The following is a 17,182-nucleotide window of genomic DNA, read 5'->3' on the forward strand; positions in this document are numbered from 1 at the left end:
GACAGGGAGATGGTAGATTTGTTGTTTAAGAAGAAAGCATCCAAGGGTGAGGTAAACGGTGTCTCCTATTTGAATGGAGAAATTTCCTTGAAGGGTGTTTCTTTAAATGTTTACAGCTATTTGATTGATGGCATGTTAATCGATACCGGGGCACACTCTCTGCATAAATTTTTTGAACCCTTCCTTGATGAAGCGGATTTTGATCAGGTCATGCTCACCCATTTTCATGAAGACCATACTGGCTGTGCCGCATATGTCCAAAAAACGAAGAATGTGCCGGTCTATCTTAATGAAACATCTATCGCTTCCTGTTTGATGCGGGCAGATTATCCCTTCTATCGACAGCTATTCTGGGGAAGACGCAGGCCGTTTCAAGCCCAACCTGTCTCAGAGAGCTTCCAATCCAGAAGTGCCACTTGGGATGCCATCGACACCCCCGGTCATGCCTATGATCACAAAGCCTTTCTTAACAGGGAAACAGGACAGTTGTTCACCGGCGATTTGTTTGTAAGTGTGCGTACCAAGCTGGCATTGGCTGATGAAAGCACCCCTGAAATCATCCGCTCCTTGGAACGTATTTTATCCTATGATTTTCTTGAAGTTTTTTGCAGTCACGCAGGATATCTGGAGGACGGCCGTAAAGCAATTGAAAGAAAACGCGACTATTTACTTTCTATTCAAGCGGAAGTACTATCCTTGTATAAAGACGGCTATTCAGCTGAAGAAATTCGTCGTAAGCTTTTCCCCAAGACATTCCCAATCGTAAAATTTTCGCGGGGGGAATGGGATTCGATCCATATTGTCACATCTATTTTGAGAGAGCATAGTTTACAACCTCATAAATAAGAAAAACGAATTCGCAAAAGAATTCGTTTTTTCTAGAAGGAAACCACAGGCTGCATTTCCAGAAAAGCAGCTACCTTTCTTACGGCGTCCTCGCTATCCTTTGCTTGGATCGTCACCTTCCTGCAATGCTCATATTCTTTTTCGCCATGGAGATATCTCGGATCATAATAATGCTCGAGCAGAAGTTGAACGACACGGGCATAGTGTTTACTATCCAGCAGCTCCTGGATTTCTGTCGCGACTGGCGTATGGATGCGCCTTTTTATTTTTTCAAAAGCCTCGATGCATGTTTGATGATGGGCTGCGGGCTGATATTCATCCAGGATATTCTGTACACGAACCTCTAGTGGGAGCTCGATATAAATGTGAGTCGATTCCCGTTTTTTATCCATGATAGATTCCGGCAACAGGATTTTCCCCATCCGCTTGCTCTCGGCCTCAAAAACAAGATAAGGTGCCGCATGCAGATTCAACATTTCATGAACAAGCTCCGCTTCAAACATCTTCTGATTGGTAGGTGGTAGTCCGATCTGCCCGAAAATTGATCCCCGATGACTGGCCAAGCCCTCCAGGTCAAGGGAAGGAATACCATTCTCCTTTAGCTTTCGCAATATCACCGTCTTCCCTGAGCCTGTCCCGCCATTCAAAATAAAGCAACCCGGCCGGATTTCCAACTGCTCGAGCTGTTCAATCACAGAGCGGCGATGCGCCTTGACACCACCCTGAAGACGTTTCGCTCTGATGCCCATCAATTCCAGTAGCGTCACAGTTGTTTTGCTTCGCATTCCCCCACGCCAGCAGAAAACGATAATTGGCGCTTGTAGTTTTTGAAACGAACGGATAAATCCTGGGAGCTTTGCGGATACGATTTCCAATGCCCGGTCCTTTGCCGCTTCCACGTTTACCTGCTTGTAGAGAGTCCCTATCTCCGCCCGCTCCTCATTATCGAAAATCGGAATATTGATGCTGCCGGGTATGGTCATATCTGCAAACTCACCAGGTGATCGCACATCCACAAGAACGGCCCGTGTCCCCTGCACGATCTCCAGCATTTCTTTCACCTTGACTTCTTGCGCCATCTTCATCCACCTCTCCATCATTCAGAAAAATCAGATACCATCATTTTAGCCGAACGAAGGAAGAGTTAACAGATTGAACAGAAAAATTAGTCTGGACTACATAAAAAAGACTAATTTTAACAGTCTAATTGTGCATATTAAGAAAGATAAACTATCGGAAAGGGAGTTGATGAGGTATGTCAAATCAAGGTAAGCAGAATAAGGAACAGACAAGAGAACAAATTGAAAAGCACGATAATAAAAACAATGTGGAATTCGGCAATGACTTTCAGATTGGAAACAATGCTTCACAAAGCCAGAAGAAAAGCGGTACCCAGGCAAATAAAAAATAACCTTATAAACAAGAAAAACAGCCTCCACTAACGGTTCTTTTACTTGTCACAGTATCCAATATGTCTATTAAAATGACCAACGATTTGTATGTGAAATTGATGGTCATTTTTTTATGGATAAAACGCGAATAATGATAAAAATAGGCTTGAAAGTGTGGTCCAATTAGTATATCGATATGTAAGGCTACGAAGATTTCTGTTACCTCTTAAATCGGACTGCAAATTTAAAAACCACTTTTTTCTTTGGCTCTGTAATTATTCTTTGATGATTTTTTTTAGGTATGAGAATAAATAGGCGGAGAATTTCCTGTTAATGTTTATAGAGGAAGCTTAAGAAGCAAAGATAAGCGGAGAATTTCCGGTTAACTGCTCTAAATAAGGAAAAATTCTAAGATTTGGAACATATAAACGAAAAAACTCCGCTTATTCTTCGGGAAATATGGGTATTTCCCAATTTAAACGGAATTTTTCCTGTTATTTTTTACACTGTTTAGTTTTATAACAGTACTTTGGCCATAATACGCATTATACATTAGGTGGCCCTTTGTAATATTCTTACCCTGCATCTTGCAGAACAAAATGTATAACAAATATAAGCAGATTTTTAACCGCATTTTTAATAAAAAGTGACAGGTATCCGAAAACGTTATCTACATTCGAGGCTGTTTTCTTTATTAGTTTTCCGCTAATTTAGCTTTTACATCGGGATTAACTGCTTCTGCTTTTGCCTCTGCTTCCGCTTCATCCCCTATCGGATCCTCTGCCTGCTTTGCCCTCTTAATGAAGAAGGAAAGAACAAGTGCCACTGCGGCGATAAAGACGGACACAAGGAATGCGAAGTTGATCCCTTCCAATGTGGATTGCAGCATGATCTGCTGTTGCATGGCCCCGAGCGCTTCCGCAGAAGGATCGGCACCAAGCTTAGGCATTTCTGTCGCAGCAAGGTCACGGCCATAGCTTTCAGCCCGTGTGGACATGAGGGTTACGAGGAATGCCGTACCGATTGCCCCTGACACCTGCTGCAACGTGCTGTTCATCGCTGTACCGTGTGGATAGAACCTTTTTGGCAGCTGGTTCAGTCCGTTTGTGGAAACTGGCATGAATACCATCGACATCCCGAACATCCTTACTGTATAAAGGATGACCAGTTGTGTATAGGATGTTTCCAGCGTCAATTGGCTGAAGAAATAGCTCGTTACGACCGTAATCGTCAATCCTGTTATCGCGAGTACTTTTCCGCCGTATTTATCAAAAAGTTTCCCTGTAATCGGGGACATGAGCGCCATCGCAATTGCTCCCGGAAGCATCATAAGACCTGCATCCAACGGGGAGATGCCACGTAAAGTCTGCACATAGATCGGCAAAAGGATCATCCCGGAAAACATCGCCATCGTGATGACCATCGAGATGGCGGAGGATAAGGCGAACATCGGATACTGATAGATCCGGAAGTTCAGCATCGGCTTTTCCTGGCGGAGCATGCGGAGGATAAACCATGTCAGGGTTACCACTCCAATAAGAATAGTTCCATAGACAAGCGGACTGTCCCAGCCTTTGGAACCGGCAGAACTGAAGCCATAAAGGAGTCCGCCAAATCCTAAGCTTGATAATAGAACCGAGAACATATCCAGGCTAATATTCGGTTTCACCTTTTTATCCTTCAATAGGAAAATACCTAATAAAAGGATGACCGCCGCGATCGGTGTGACAAAATGGAACAGCATTCTCCAATCATAGTGTTCGATGAGCCAACCGGATAAAGTGGGACCGATTGCCGGCGCACCCATCATGATCAGACCGAATACACCCATTGCAGCTCCCCTTTTTTCCACTGGAAAGCTGACGAGCATCACATTCATCAATAAAGGCATCAAAATGGCAGAGCCGGATGCCTGCAGCATGCGTCCCGTTAGAAGTACCGGAAAGACATGGGCAAAGCCTGCAAGGACAGTTCCGATTGTGAACAGCCCCATTGCCGCGATGAACAAATGTCGGACAGAATATTTTTGAATGAGAAATGCAGTGGTCGGAATCAAGATCCCGTTCACCAGCATGAACCCTGTGGTGAGCCATTGGACGGTCGAAGGACCTACCTCAAGCTCCGTCATGATCGACGGCAGGGCTATGTTCAGTAATGTATTATTTAAAAAAGCAATAAAAGCGCCAATCATCAGGATAGCCAGTATCCCGTATGGCGGTCGCTGTGTGGATTCAGTTTGTTGCATGTTGTTTCGCTTCCTCTCTCCCTATACTATGAGTTCATTATTTTATACTGTAGTTTCATAATGTTCATCTTATACCATCAGTACAATTTTTTCAATAAAAATAAGGTGTTATTTATTGGGGTTTGTGTAAGCTGCGAAAATAAGGTAGTATGAAAATTATACTAGCAGTCTAAAAGGTGATAAGATGAATGAACGAAAATTACAGGTAATCAAGAAGGCCCATCAGCTATTTATTGAAAAAGGGTTCCAAGCTACATCCATCCAGGATATTCTCGATTTCAGCGGTATTTCAAAGGGCACCTTTTATAATTATTTTTCTTCCAAGAATGAACTGCTTATCGAGCTGTTCAAGAGCATCTATACGAAGCTGGAAAAAGACCGGGCAGACCTTTTGATCGGCAAGGACCCAGCTGATATCAACATCTTCATCCAGCAGATTGAATTGCAGATGCATACCAACCGTGCCAATAAGCTCATCTCGCTTTTTGAGGAAGTCTTTTTCTCCAAGGACGAAGAACTGAAGGAATTCATCAAGCGGGGGCAATTACGGATGATTCGCTGGATATACGAGCGCTTCATTGATCTTTTCGGAGAAGAGAAAAAACCATATCTCCTGGATTGCTCCATCATGTTCATGGGTATCTTGAACCACAATATCAAATTCAACCTGATGGGACAGGAAAGTGGAAGCGCAAGCATTCATCGCGTGGTAAAGTATAGTGTGGAACGTATTGTGCAGGTGGTAAATGAGGTTGCACAAACAAAGGAACAGCTGATTGCACCTGAAAGGCTTGAGCAGTGGTTTCCCGAAAACAGGGACGGAATCCTTGCCCGCAAGCAGTCCCTTATCACGTTGCTGGATTCCTTGAAAAGCAAGCTCAGCGGAACACCGTATGTAGAGCTCTTGGATTTCATCCAGGAAGAGCTGCTGGAGGCCAAAAGCCCCCGAAAATTTTTATTAGACAGCATGCTCGGCTCGTTAAAAGAAAGTCCAGCCGTATCGGAGGCTGATATTACTGAACTGGAAAATATGATACATTCGTTTTACAGCAAACCAGTACCACCTGCCGCTTCATAAGGGCGAGGTGGTACTGGTTTATTTATGGTTTTGTCTGTTGACCTGCTGGCTGTTTCTATTAGCTTTGTGTTGGTTGTTGCTTTGCTGGTGCATGTTTCTTTGCTGCTTGCTGCCGGACGGTTGTGGGGGAGCTTTGTGCATTGGTGTGAATTCTTCTGCGATTTCAGCAAAAGCAGCCATATTCGTCGGATTCGCAAGACCTTTCGCCTGGAGTGTCTTCATGATATCGGATGCGGAACGATGCTTTTGCATCGGTCTAGGCTTTGCCTTCCCGTTCATTGCGTTTTCACCATTTCGACCATAGAGAATAGCCGCAGCACTTAAGCCGATTCCAAGCAGTGACGCGAACGTGCCCAAGTTTCTCTTCTTCCTCGGTTTATAGCCAAACATCTTCATGAGGTTCTGAGCTGCCGCCAGCTTCAATATGGAACTTATCCATTTATCCATGGTTACACACTCCTTTTTATTGTCTTACTTTTGTATTTTGCACACTGATTGTGAGAAAAATGCTGGTAAACAGTGGGGACAGGTCCCATTTGAAGTTTGTAGGTCTATTGGGACACTTGGACCTGTCCCCATGTGTCAAATTCCGCCTGAAAGGGAATGAACACTTATATTCTTTTTCATTGGGGGGATAATATTGTGGATTAGACATCCTTTTTTTAAGTATTTGACAGGGATTGTTTTGGTTCTGTTGGTGATTTTTCTATTGAGCGAGGTTCAATTTCTTGTCAATCCGATCCTCAGTTTGATTGCCACGCTCTTCTTTCCGTTGATTTTTGCCGGATTTCTGTTTTATATTCTGAAACCGGTTGTGGAGTTCCTTTCAAGATCCAAGTACATTCCCCGGACTTTAGCCATTTTTATCGTTTTTTTTGTGATTATCGGGGGAGCAGTCTTGGGTGGGTTTACAGTTGGTGGAAAAATCGAAGAACAGGTGATGCAGTTTGCGAAGGATGTTCCATCCATTCTGGAAAAAAACGAAGAACAGACAAAGCAGGTTATTAATGAAAATAATTTCGGACTGATGTCCTATGAAGAAGCAAAGCAAAAACTCTTGAACTTCATGAAGGACCAAGGGGAACGGATTGGAAAAAATGTTGCGGTTATCATTTCTTCCATCACAAGCTTTGTTACGGTACTCGTAATTGTCCCGTTTATCGTATTTTTCTTTTTGAAGGATGGGCACAAGCTTCTGCCTTTCATCCTGAAGTATTTACCTCAAAAGCATCGGATTGAAGGACGAAGAATCCTGACAGATATAAATAAGGCGCTTTCCACCTATATAGGCGGGCAGATGATTGTGGCATTGGTGAACGGATTCCTGATGTACATCGGCTACCTCATCATCGGTGTCGAATACGCGCTGGTGCTTGCATTATTCATTGTAATCACAGCTGTCGTCCCCATAATCGGACCGGCGCTTGGGGTGCTCCCTGCACTGATCATCGGCCTGATGACAGATCCATTCATGGCCGTAAAAATCCTGATCCTCTTGACCATCGTCCAGCAAATAGAAGGAAATCTCGTATCACCGCTGATCATTGGGAACAAACTATCGATCCATCCATTGACCGTCATCCTCCTGCTCCTCGTTGCTGGGAAGCTCTACGGCTTCATCGGCATCTTGCTCGCAGTGCCACTCTACTCCGTGCTGAAAGTACTGACAAAAAACTTTTACCGGCTGTATCAGCTTCGGCATTAGTGAGTAGTGAAATGGTTGGGGCCTGACCCGCTTTCTGTTAAAGCGGTAAAGACTTGTTATCCTAGTATGTCTTCATACTCTACTTTTTAAAAGGAATAACTTAAATAGGTTATTCCTTTTGTTATGTCAGAATGGTGGTGATAAAACTCGTTTTTACAAGCGGCTTCCCTTCAATGATTTCCATCGTTAGCGGCTCCATGGAATCCGGCTTCATGACGAGGGCCGGAAGCTGCTCGATGGTGGAGCCGTTGACACCAGTGACCCAATGCAATTGGAGGGTAAACTGCTTCCCTTATTATCGAAGTTGTTTTTTGTCGAATATTGCGTTTTACGCATAATAGCTCCTTTTTTCACCGCAAAACAGCATTTTTGTGCATAAATTATTTTTTTTGCTCGCAAACCTGCCAAAATTCATCGTATATCCAATTTTTTGATCACAACGATATTGACTGCCTCACATAACGATGAGAAGTCCGTAAGCCCAAGGAAAAAACAGTGACAAAAAATAAATCCCCATCAAATGGACGGGGATTTCCTCTTTTATTCGTTCACCGGACTCGAAACCTTCTCAAGTCTCTCCAAAATTCTTCTCTTTTGATACAGCATCGTCCCGGTTTCGGCCAAATCATTGATCATCGAGCGATTGGAAAATGCCCCGAAAAGTATTCCGGCGACAGGTACCATCTGAAAAAGTTTTTTCCAACCGAATGACTCCGTGAAAGTCAATGTCACCTCACGCCAGCCTTGGATCTGCGAGATCACTTCACTTGATTTGCGCTCATCCTTACCGAATTCGGAAAGCTCGTTAAGGATGGCACCTTTTCCGACGTAATCCGCTGTAGAGAACTGCAGGCATTTTAAAATAAACACTCTTTCTTTCTTTTCTTTCGGGTCGTAGCCATGGATAATGGCAATTTCCTGTAAGGTCTTCAAAGAGATGGCCAGTATGGCTGGTATGTCGATGGCAAGGGTGAATATCCCTCCAATACCTGTGCTTGCCCCTTGCAAGGTTGCCGCATTTTTCCTTCTACCTCCCAAATCCAAAGAAGCCTGCTTCATTTCCTCCAATGGTACATCCTTAAGGTCCGCCAGTTCGTTGATATTCCGCCCCGTCTTCTTTTTGTAAAACTGGAATATGGACTTTTCACTCGTCAAATACTGCCCCCCATTCTGGATATAGCTTCCCAGCTCATCCAACAGACTGCCGATTTTCGTCTGGATGAATTTCGGCGTCACTTTATCCAGCAGCTTGAAAGGCAAGCGTGTCAGGCGCTCCCAGAACCAGACACTCTTCTGGTCCTTCTCCCACTTTTCAATCGTTTTCAATTCGCTTAATAGATAGTCTTTAGATTCCATAGATTCATCACCTGTCACGATTAATATTTTTGTGTACGGTTGTAATCATTATACACCAGGGACAGGTCCCAGTGTCCCCATCAAGCCACACTCTCTCTGGTTTTGACATCCACTTCAGGGTGGGCTTTACGAATCACGGATGGTCTGGCCATGATGAGCACGACGGTTACTAGCATGCTTGCTGACAGGAGCAGTACCCATTGTCCAGGGAAGATGTCGTAGAGTATGCCGTAGATGACCATTCCGAGCGGGATGAGTGCCATTGCCATTGTTTCGATAATGGAAAATACCCGTCCTTTGAATTCATCTTCGATTGTTTTTTGTAGCATGACCTGAAGCGGTGTGTTGACGACTATAATCATGGAACCGAAGCAGAACATAAGTGCGGCATAGTATGAAAATTGAATCCAGTATGACATGGAAAGCAGCAGCGGCAGGGCGATTCCCCCCATAATGATCCCCAGTGCCAGGATTCCCCGTTTGGACACGAGAAGTGGGAATTGCACTTCTTTTCTAGTGGAAAAATAGATCGACATTAGGAGCATTCCCAAGGAGAAAGCCCCCTGGGTCATACCGAAATGCTGGGACTCCACATTCAATTTTTCAATCAGGATGTAAGAATAACCGACTTCAAAGGCCCCGAACAGGAAGTTGATGAGCAAGCTGATCCAAAGCATGATCATGATAATAGGCTGCAGGCGCAAATAGCCTATTCCCGCTTTGATGCTTTGCCACATGGTTTCCTTCTCTGATGCTTCCACTCTCGCCTTCTGTGCGGTGGTGAACAGTCGGAAATTCATCGTCGATTCAAGAATGACAGCAATAATGGAAGCGACGATATACATTACAAGAAATACCGGAATGGATACGGTACCATACAATAATCCACCAACCGCAGGGCTTCCTATGGCGGCAAACGAAATGGACATTTGATTCAAGGCCATCGCCTTCTGGATTCGGTCTTTATCGATAAGACCTGTAATGGAAGAAGAGAAAGCTATTCCGGAAAACATGGACGTAAGCGACAAAATACAAGTAGTGATATATATTGCTGGGATGGAGAGTCCGGATATAAGGGTAAAAATCAGAAGTCCCGCTATAGCCAGGGTGGTAGCAATCTGTGAGGTAATAACGATCATTTTTCTTGAATAGCGGTCTGTGATGACTCCAATAAATGGAGCGGCAAGTGTCTTAGGGAGAATATTGCATATCAGGTTCGTCGCAAAGCTCGTAGCAGAACCGGTTGCCTGTAGAATGTAAAAACTGATTGCGAACGTATAGACCTGTGCACCAAATGATGCGACCAGCTTACTGATCATGAACGTATAAAGGTGATAGGTTGCCCGTTTAATTTTACTGCTTTCTTCCATTAACAACACCCCAATTTCCATAAAGTTTAATTTAATTAAACAAATCATATCACACACTACTCTTCCCTTTCAAGCGAAAGTTTAATATAATTAAACAAAATGGGCGGATTAAGGAGTGTTCTATTCACATGCTTGGAGAACGTATACGGAAATTGAGAAAACAGAAGAAGATGACACTTGAAGCACTTGCCGGGACAGAGCTCACGAAGGGCATGCTCAGTCTGATAGAAAATAACAAGGCTAATCCTTCCATGGAGAGCCTTGCCCATATTGCACATCAGCTGGGCGTAGAAGTGGCGGACCTATTGGGGGGAGACAGTTCCGAGGAGCTGAGAAGTGTTTTGGAGCACGCGGAAAAAATCCATAATACCATGTTGACGATTCTGCCAGATAAATCGAAGCAATTGATCGAGCTGATTGCGCCGTACGCTGACAAGCTGATACAAGGGTTTGAAGGTGCCCGGCTATTGGAAATTTATAGCTATTCCCTTCAACGTGAAAAGAAGCCACACTGGCAGAAACATTTGAAGACGGCCGCTGACATTTTTGATCAAATGAATATCTCCTCCAACCGGACCGCAATCGGGATATTCTTATCGAATATCTCGTTTCATGAGCATGAATACAGAAAGGCGCTCGAAATTTTCCTCACCGAAAGGAAGCAAATCGAAGCAAATCATGCCTATATCGAGCCATTGGCAAGGCTTGATTTGGACTATCATGAGGCAATCCTGCTGTTTGCTGTCGGGGAATACGAGGCTGCGGTCGACGCCATGGAAAAAGCGCTCGCCTTCTCCAAGGAAAAACGGATTTTCTATTTGATTGATGATCTGTACCGGCTTGCTGCGGCTCATGCATGGATGGACGGGAATAAAAGCAAGAAGGCGCATTATTTAAAAAAACTGAAGCAGTACGGGGAATTTGCAGACCATGAATCCTCCATCTATTTCTACAATCTGTTTCAGATTATCGAACTGATATCGGAGAAAAAGGAATATAGCAAAGCACTCGATAACATAGATTCGTTCCTCTCCGATCCGGAACGAATGGAGGACTATGATACGTGGTTCAACTTGGAAAAAGGAAAGGCCCTCTATTATCTGGGGCGTTATAATGAGGCTCTGCAAGCAATCGAAAAGGTGGGCTCCATCGACAACCACCACCCCATCGATCTGACCAACCACTATATCAAGGACACGTTCAAAGCACTGATCTTGTCAGAACTCGGCAGGCACAAAGAAGCCATCGCATCCGCCGAAACAGCAGTCCGGAACCTCGAACCAATGCCAGACTCCCAGCTGAAGCAGTTCAGCGTGGAGACTTTGAGGAAAGTACGTGGGGACAGGTCCCTGTGACCCGCCTTGTGGGACATGGGACCTGTCCCCCTGTCTTATTTTGGCTGCATAAATGGGGAAAGTCTGGCGCGATGGACCGGATCCACTTCTTCTGTTTCCATGGCTTTGATGACTAATTCCGATAGTTTTGCTTTTTCAAGGAATGGAGCAAGCTTCACTAGGTGTTCAACTCGGACAGACTGTTTATCCAGCCGATCGAGTAGTGAGCCCAGGGTTTCACGATTTACGAAAGGAGCTATCTTCACCACATCAGAACCGTCTGCTCCATTGACATCCAGACCTGCTGCTACTGCATGGTTGTTTTTGCCTAAAAATGGTGCGATTAATGTGAATTGCTGAAGGGTGATTCCCTCCTGTGCGGTTTTTTCTATGAAGGCAAATAGACCATCCTCGGACAGGAACGGAGCAAGAAGCTTCACATGCTCAAAAGATACTTCATCCACCTCCACTGTATTCACCAGATCGTCCAACCCTGTTCTGATAAATGGAGCAAGCGAAATGACATCCTTGATACTTGGGGAGCTTTCACTGTTTGCCACCAGCCTTTGTAATAGCATTTCTTCCACAAAAGGTGCCAGGGAACGTATCTGCTTCCAAGTTACGTTCTCTATGTGCATTTTCTCGGCAGCTTGGGTGAACGTTTCTTTTTCCAAAAAAGGAGCGAGGCCAATCAGGTGCTGCAAAGAAAATTTCTCCCCATCCACTTCGCTGATGACTTTTTCCATCAAGCTTCCCTTTACGATCGGGGCAATGGAGACGAAGCTTTCAAGGTCGGATTCCCCTTGGTTGATGAGGTCAGCCGCTGCCGCAGGTTCATTGATGGCCAGCTTCTCCACCACTCCACCGATTCTCGCTCGACCATTCTCTCCACCTTCCAGGATCCGATCAACACTCGTATCAAAAATTCTGCTGAGCTCCACCAGTGTCCCAATATCAGGAATGCTTTCCCCGCGTTCCCATTTCGAAACCGCCTGATGGGACACATTCACCTTGTCTGCCAGCTCCACTTGCGTAAAATCCCACTCCTTCCGCAAAGATGAAATAAAACTCCCAATCAACTGTGTATTCAACATCACCTATCCAACAACCCCTTCAAACCGAATTACAGAGCGCCCTGTTACAACCATCATAGCACCAGCCGTGTTTTTAGCCTATCAACTCTTGGTTGAATGAGGTTCAAATGCAGGTAGAATGAAGAAAGGAGCCTGACCCCTAGTGCGTTAACGCTTTAACACACTGAGGGTCAGGCCCCTTGGCTTTTAAATCTCCATCCCCCACCGCTCCTGCTCGGTTTCTTTCAGCTGCTTTTCCGTTTCTTCCGGATGGACGGTTCGGAATTTGTGGTGATCGGCCGGGATGATATCCACCATTACGTCAATCATGTCCTGTGGATCGAATTCTTTTAGCTGTGCTTCCTGCTCTTTCATGTCTTCTTTTCTAGTAAAATGCTTTTCTTCCTCGTACCATTTCCATTTTTCTTCTGCTGCCCGTTTATTGAAACCGGTTGCGTATGGACCTGGATTGATGGTTGCCACTTTTACTCCGAACTCTTCCAGCTCCGATTTCATCGTTTGGGCAATCCCTTCAATCGCATGCTTGGTTGCAGTATACGGACCGACATATGGGGTCGCTGAAATGCCTGCCATGGAGCTCAAGAAGACAATCTTTCCGCTCCCTTTTTTCACCAGCTTACGCGCCGCATACTGAACCGACTCAAGCGTGGCAAATACATTCACCTCAAATAACGCGCGGAACCGCTCCATCGGCACTTCCCCGAGGGGTCCGCCTTCATTGATTGCAGCATTGGCCACAAATACATCAAAATCGTACTTATTGATCTGCTCCAGGTCGAGCTGGTTCGTGATATCGAGCTTGAATACTACCATATTCAAACCCTGTTCTTCCGCTTCCCTCAAAAGATCAGTCTTCTGTGATGTAAGTTCGGTCGTCGCAATCACACGATGACCGTTCCTAGCAAGACCAAGTGCAGCTCCCCTGCCAAGTCCTGTACCCGCTCCTGTAATGAATATCGTTTTGCTCATATTGATTTCCTCCTCACAAAGTTCTCTATCGTTCTTTGTTCCCATTAGGAGGCTGTATCAAACGTGAATATGGGGACAGGTCCCCCGTCCCACTTAGTGGGACACGGAACCTGTCCCCATCAACTTCAAAAATTCCTCTTCTTTCAAAATCTTGATCTTGCTTTCTTTTTTCATCAATTCATGGGCTTTTCTTTCTTTCGTGCTGAGGCCGTCGGGGCCAACGATTGTCGGGTCCTGCTTGCCTACAATGAGGTAATCAGTTTTGCCGCTGACTCCGGTTTTTATGACAGCGCCTTTATCAACCACCAGTTGCATCGCCTCCGTGCGGTCAATGCTGGTCAGCTCACCTGTGAAGACGAGGTTCTTTTCAAAAAGCGGATGCTTGTCATCGAAGACAGTGCCAGAAGGGGTAATTTCACTGATCGAGACCGAGTTGAACGTCTTACGCACATTCGTCTTTCTTGATCTTGCTTTCGAGTAAAAACTTGTCTGCGGCTTCAACTCCAAGAAACTCTTAACTGGTATCGATGAGTAAGTGCTGCAGTAGGTCCGGAGAGACTTCCGTTTTTTCAGGTCGATGCATCGCAGGACTACTTCCGCACAGGCCCTGGCATCGGATAGGGCATTATGATGATGATCAAGCTCCACACCAAAATGCTCGGCTCTTGCCTTCAGCGAGCCACCCACCTTGAATCCGTTCAAGCCGCGCGTGCTGATTGGAATGCTGCAGGCATAGTCGAATTCGGGGATCTCCAAGGAGTAGTGGAGCAAGGAGCTTTTCAAAACGCTCATGTCAAAAAAAGCGTTATGTGCAACCACCAAAATGTCCGTATTAAAGAAGTCGCTGATTTCCGCCCAGACTTCATCAAATGTCGGTGCATCCTTCAAATCCTCTTCCGTCAATCCGTGCACCTTGGTGAAGGACTTGTCCACTTTCATCCCAGGTGGCTGAATCAAAAAATACTTCTCATCCACAATCCTGTTCTGCTCGACAAACACCATGCCCAATGAACAGGCGCTGCTCAAATCATTGTTTGCTATCTCAAAATCCAATGCGATAAAGTCCATTGCCGTCGCCTCCTTTTCCCACTATCATACCACGGGGACAGGTCACTCGTCCCGCCTTAAGCGGGACATGGGACCTGTCCCCCTGTCTCATCGATATACGTCTTCGCGCGTATGAAACCCGTCACGGATCACGGTTTCATCCATGTTCTCTTTGTCCACCGCTATTGGTGCTAGCAGTACGGATGGGACTTCGGTTTTGCCGTTGTTGACTTTTCGGTCGGTGTCGATGTATTTTCCTTTGGCCATTCGCACTGCCAGCTCGGCCACCTCTTGGGCCAACGTTTTGATTGGCTTGTAAACAGTCATCGTCTGTGTTCCTTGGACGATTCGCTGCGCTGCCATCAACTCCGCATCCTGTCCGGCGACCGGAATTTTGCCTGCTAGGCCCTGTTTTTCCAGTGCTTCGATGACCTTTCCGGCTGTGGCGTCATTCGCCGCAATAACCGCGTCAATTTGATTATTGTTGGCGGCAAGCGCCGCTTCCATGTTGGCAAAGGCATTTTCAGGCAGCCAGTTTTTCGTCCACTGGTCGTACACCACCGTGATGTCTCCCTTGTCGATCAAGGGCTGCAGCACATTGAATACGCCCTTTTTTAACAGATGGGCATTGTTGTCCGTGTCGGCCCCTCCGATATAGACATATTTGCCTTTCGGGACAAGCTTCGTGATAGCCTCTGCCTGCAGCTCGCCAACCTTTTCATTGTCAAAAGATACATACAGGTCGATATCCGAATTTTTCACCAAGCGGTCGTAGGAGATGACCCTGATTCCGGCGAGGTGCGCCTTATTGACGATCGCTGCTGTCGCCTCCGCATTGTGAGGCACAACGACGAGCAGGTCGACGCCTTCACTGATCAGCTTTTCCGCCTGGAGAATCTGTTCCGAGTCGTCCCCGTTAGCCGCCTTAATCTCCACTTCGGCACCCAAGGCTTCAACCGCCGCCTTGAACAGATCCCTATCCCTCAACCAGCGCTCCTCCTCGAGCGTATCCATGGAGAAGCCGATTTTAATTTTATCATCATCTGGCATTTCCTTTTCGGAGAGCTTAGTGGGCAGCACCGGCTCCACTGTTTCCGTAACATTTTTACAAGCAGAGGCAACACAGACCAGCGCCAGTGCCATGATGAAAAATAATACACGCCTCCAACCCATCCACCTCTCCCCCTTCACTCTTATCTAACCTTATTTCCAAGCAACGTTTTTCTATATTCCTTAGGAGACACATGGCACATCTTCTTGAATACCTTTGAAAAATAGTTCGGATCGTGATAGCCGACCTCAAAGGTGATTTCCTTGATGCTTTTCTCGGGATCACCCATCAGCTTCTTCGCCTTTTCGATGCGGCATTCCGTCAGAAAATCAATATAGTTGACGCCCTGTTTTTCCTTGAACATTTTACTGATATAGATTGGACTCAATCCCACTTTTTTCGCCAGGGCATCCAAGGTGATGTCCTCATGGGAGTGGTCCATGATATACTGCTTAAGCTGGTGGATCGTGTCAGCTTCCATCCGGTCGTAATACCCGATATAAGCCTGCCTCATACGGTCAAGCAGCTGCCCGGTTTCTGTCCGAATCTGACGGTAATCCAATAGGTTAAAAGAATACATCGGCGTGCCGTTCTCCACACCCATTTCACTCAGCACACGTGAGGCTACCCATAGCACCTCCTGCACCCGCTGCTGCGTATGCAAAAGCTCGGCCCGCTCCTTCTCGAAGCATTGTATCATGTTCATCACATACTGACGGATCCCGTCCCACTGGCCGAGCCTGACTTCATCGGCAAACTCTTTTTTCTGGTGCCTGTTCAGGTCCCAATCACAAACTTCCCCTATGACCGGAACATCCGAAAAAAAGCGATACTTTACAGGCAGCCCAGTATTGACTGTTGCCATGAGCGCGTCATGATAGGACTCCCGGATCCGATTCAGTGAATCACACACGCTTCCGATCCCGACAAACCAGCCTTGATTGGGGTGGGTGCTTCCATAAGCAAGGATTTCGCGTGCAAGAGCGGTTGCCTGGGAACGATAGGATTTTTCTGAATCACGGAATACGATAATCGGAAGCTGCGACCCATACAAGGCACCAATCCAGCCGCTCCTTGTCCTCCTCACCTTTTCCTTCACAGAGGGATACAAATGCTCCGAACCAGCCGGCAACATCAACAGCATCACAAACATTTCGGCCGTCGACGGGGTTTCAAGCATCTCCACCAGCATATCCAGATGCACTTCATGCACATGGTCGAACAGGAGTTGTGTCACAACATCCGTTTCCACAAGCGACAAGGTTTTCTGCAATGCCTCCTGTTGCACTCTGCTTTCTGCAAGCTTCTTCTGCTCGTCTTCGATCTGATTGATCACTTTTCCGACCGTCACCACAATCTCGCTGGCTTTGCTTGGTTTGAGCACATAGTCCTTCACTCCGAGCTTGATTGCCTGCTTCATATAGTCAAAGGTGTCAAACGCGGTGACCATGATGAATTTCACTGCGGGATAGTCTGTACTGATCAGCTCCACCGCTTCAAGCCCGTTCATTCCTGGCATTTTGATATCCATCAGAATCAAATCCGGCTGGAATTCGGCCGTCATCTCCACTGCCATCCTGCCGTTTTTTGCCTGCTTGATCACTATTCCCGGAAACCCTTTTTCCAGAATGGCCTGCATGCCTTCGCGTTCTATTTGTTCATCATCCACTATCAGGAGCTTAATCATCTGCCTCGA

The 17,182-nt window shown here is 46.0% G+C and carries 16 protein-coding genes; 5 read left to right on the forward strand and 11 right to left on the reverse strand.

The genetic code is table 11. The annotated features are described in order from the left end of the window. Nucleotides 1-18: 18 nt before the first annotated feature. Nucleotides 19-846, forward strand: a complete 828-nt coding sequence (locus ACFVAD_RS11640; RefSeq protein WP_386639816.1) for an MBL fold metallo-hydrolase — start codon at nt 19-21, stop codon at nt 844-846. 32 nt (nt 847-878) lie between these two features. On the opposite strand, the gene mnmH is transcribed toward ACFVAD_RS11640, so the two are convergent. Beyond that, nucleotides 879-1,925, reverse strand: a complete 1,047-nt coding sequence (gene mnmH, locus ACFVAD_RS11645) for a tRNA 2-selenouridine(34) synthase MnmH (protein WP_386639819.1) — start codon at nt 1,923-1,925, stop codon at nt 879-881. Between the two features lie 176 nt (nt 1,926-2,101). On the opposite strand from mnmH, the gene ACFVAD_RS11650 reads away from it, so the two are divergent. Beyond that, a complete protein-coding gene (locus tag ACFVAD_RS11650) occupies nt 2,102-2,257 on the forward strand; it encodes a hypothetical protein (RefSeq protein ID WP_386639822.1) in 156 nt (51 codons plus the stop codon). A gap of 674 nt (nt 2,258-2,931) precedes the next feature. Here ACFVAD_RS11650 and ACFVAD_RS11655 read toward each other — a convergent pair. Then, nucleotides 2,932-4,482 carry a DHA2 family efflux MFS transporter permease subunit gene (locus ACFVAD_RS11655; RefSeq protein WP_386639825.1) on the reverse strand — a complete coding sequence of 517 codons (1,551 nt, stop codon included), beginning with the start codon at nt 4,480-4,482 and terminating at the stop codon, nt 2,932-2,934. 184 nt (nt 4,483-4,666) lie between these two features. On the opposite strand from ACFVAD_RS11655, the gene ACFVAD_RS11660 reads away from it, so the two are divergent. Continuing rightward, the gene (locus ACFVAD_RS11660) at nt 4,667-5,560 is read left to right on the forward strand and encodes a TetR/AcrR family transcriptional regulator (protein ID WP_386639827.1); all 894 of its coding nucleotides are present in this window, start codon (nt 4,667-4,669) and stop codon (nt 5,558-5,560) included. Between the two features lie 18 nt (nt 5,561-5,578). On the opposite strand, the gene ACFVAD_RS11665 is transcribed toward ACFVAD_RS11660, so the two are convergent. Next, nucleotides 5,579-6,007 (reverse strand): hypothetical protein, encoded by a 429-nt coding sequence (locus tag ACFVAD_RS11665; protein WP_386639830.1) that lies wholly within the window; start codon nt 6,005-6,007, stop codon nt 5,579-5,581. Between the two features lie 193 nt (nt 6,008-6,200). Between ACFVAD_RS11665 and ACFVAD_RS11670 the strand changes: the two genes are divergently transcribed. Further along, nucleotides 6,201-7,265, forward strand: a complete 1,065-nt coding sequence (locus ACFVAD_RS11670) for an AI-2E family transporter (RefSeq protein WP_386639833.1) — start codon at nt 6,201-6,203, stop codon at nt 7,263-7,265. A 121-nt stretch (nt 7,266-7,386) separates the two neighbouring features. Here the strand turns inward: ACFVAD_RS11670 and ACFVAD_RS11675 are convergent, their stop codons facing one another. From ACFVAD_RS11675 to ACFVAD_RS11685, 3 genes are all read right to left on the reverse strand, one after another. Next, the gene (locus ACFVAD_RS11675; RefSeq protein WP_386639835.1) at nt 7,387-7,536 is read right to left on the reverse strand and encodes a hypothetical protein; all 150 of its coding nucleotides are present in this window, start codon (nt 7,534-7,536) and stop codon (nt 7,387-7,389) included. Nucleotides 7,537-7,805: 269 nt separating this feature from the next. Further along, a complete protein-coding gene (locus ACFVAD_RS11680) occupies nt 7,806-8,621 on the reverse strand; it encodes an EcsC family protein (protein WP_386639838.1) in 816 nt (271 codons plus the stop codon). An 80-nt stretch (nt 8,622-8,701) separates the two neighbouring features. After that, the gene (locus tag ACFVAD_RS11685; protein WP_386639841.1) at nt 8,702-9,991 is read right to left on the reverse strand and encodes an MFS transporter; all 1,290 of its coding nucleotides are present in this window, start codon (nt 9,989-9,991) and stop codon (nt 8,702-8,704) included. A 128-nt stretch (nt 9,992-10,119) separates the two neighbouring features. On the opposite strand from ACFVAD_RS11685, the gene ACFVAD_RS11690 reads away from it, so the two are divergent. Continuing rightward, nucleotides 10,120-11,346, forward strand: coding sequence for a helix-turn-helix domain-containing protein (locus ACFVAD_RS11690; protein WP_386639844.1), 1,227 nt, complete (start codon nt 10,120-10,122; stop codon nt 11,344-11,346). A 35-nt stretch (nt 11,347-11,381) separates the two neighbouring features. On the opposite strand, the gene ACFVAD_RS11695 is transcribed toward ACFVAD_RS11690, so the two are convergent. The 5 genes from ACFVAD_RS11695 to ACFVAD_RS11715 form a co-directional block, all read right to left on the reverse strand. After that, nucleotides 11,382-12,419, reverse strand: a complete 1,038-nt coding sequence (locus ACFVAD_RS11695; RefSeq protein WP_386640298.1) for a helix-turn-helix transcriptional regulator — start codon at nt 12,417-12,419, stop codon at nt 11,382-11,384. Between the two features lie 186 nt (nt 12,420-12,605). Continuing rightward, nucleotides 12,606-13,388, reverse strand: coding sequence for an SDR family oxidoreductase (locus ACFVAD_RS11700; RefSeq protein ID WP_386639846.1), 783 nt, complete (start codon nt 13,386-13,388; stop codon nt 12,606-12,608). A gap of 93 nt (nt 13,389-13,481) precedes the next feature. Beyond that, nucleotides 13,482-14,456 carry an exonuclease domain-containing protein gene (locus ACFVAD_RS11705; RefSeq protein ID WP_386639849.1) on the reverse strand — a complete coding sequence of 325 codons (975 nt, stop codon included), beginning with the start codon at nt 14,454-14,456 and terminating at the stop codon, nt 13,482-13,484. Between the two features lie 87 nt (nt 14,457-14,543). Next, nucleotides 14,544-15,608: a D-xylose ABC transporter substrate-binding protein gene (xylF, locus tag ACFVAD_RS11710; RefSeq protein ID WP_386639852.1), complete on the reverse strand. Its 1,065-nt coding sequence runs from the start codon at nt 15,606-15,608 to the stop codon at nt 14,544-14,546. Between the two features lie 20 nt (nt 15,609-15,628). Then, nucleotides 15,629-17,173: a response regulator gene (locus ACFVAD_RS11715; RefSeq protein ID WP_386639855.1), complete on the reverse strand. Its 1,545-nt coding sequence runs from the start codon at nt 17,171-17,173 to the stop codon at nt 15,629-15,631. Nucleotides 17,174-17,182 lie beyond the last annotated feature (9 nt).

The sequence above is a fragment of the Sutcliffiella sp. NPDC057660 genome (genome assembly GCF_042800035.1).
GTDB lineage: Bacteria > Bacillota > Bacilli > Bacillales > Bacillaceae_I > Sutcliffiella_A.

Coding starts and splice junctions, on each gene's coding strand:
- ACFVAD_RS11690 (WP_386639844.1), top strand. CDS start 10,120: ATGCTTGGAGAACGTATACGGAAATTGAGAAAACAGAAGAAGATGACA.
- ACFVAD_RS11680 (WP_386639838.1), bottom strand. CDS start 8,621: ATGGAATCTAAAGACTATCTATTAAGCGAATTGAAAACGATTGAAAAG.
- mnmH (WP_386639819.1), bottom strand. CDS start 1,925: ATGGCGCAAGAAGTCAAGGTGAAAGAAATGCTGGAGATCGTGCAGGGG.
- ACFVAD_RS11715 (WP_386639855.1), bottom strand. CDS start 17,173: ATGATTAAGCTCCTGATAGTGGATGATGAACAAATAGAACGCGAAGGC.
- ACFVAD_RS11695 (WP_386640298.1), bottom strand. CDS start 12,419: ATGTTGAATACACAGTTGATTGGGAGTTTTATTTCATCTTTGCGGAAG.
- ACFVAD_RS11660 (WP_386639827.1), top strand. CDS start 4,667: ATGAATGAACGAAAATTACAGGTAATCAAGAAGGCCCATCAGCTATTT.
- xylF (WP_386639852.1), bottom strand. CDS start 15,608: ATGGGTTGGAGGCGTGTATTATTTTTCATCATGGCACTGGCGCTGGTC.
- ACFVAD_RS11685 (WP_386639841.1), bottom strand. CDS start 9,991: ATGGAAGAAAGCAGTAAAATTAAACGGGCAACCTATCACCTTTATACG.
- ACFVAD_RS11665 (WP_386639830.1), bottom strand. CDS start 6,007: ATGGATAAATGGATAAGTTCCATATTGAAGCTGGCGGCAGCTCAGAAC.
- ACFVAD_RS11655 (WP_386639825.1), bottom strand. CDS start 4,482: ATGCAACAAACTGAATCCACACAGCGACCGCCATACGGGATACTGGCT.
- ACFVAD_RS11705 (WP_386639849.1), bottom strand. CDS start 14,456: ATGGACTTTATCGCATTGGATTTTGAGATAGCAAACAATGATTTGAGC.
- ACFVAD_RS11700 (WP_386639846.1), bottom strand. CDS start 13,388: ATGAGCAAAACGATATTCATTACAGGAGCGGGTACAGGACTTGGCAGG.
- ACFVAD_RS11650 (WP_386639822.1), top strand. CDS start 2,102: ATGTCAAATCAAGGTAAGCAGAATAAGGAACAGACAAGAGAACAAATT.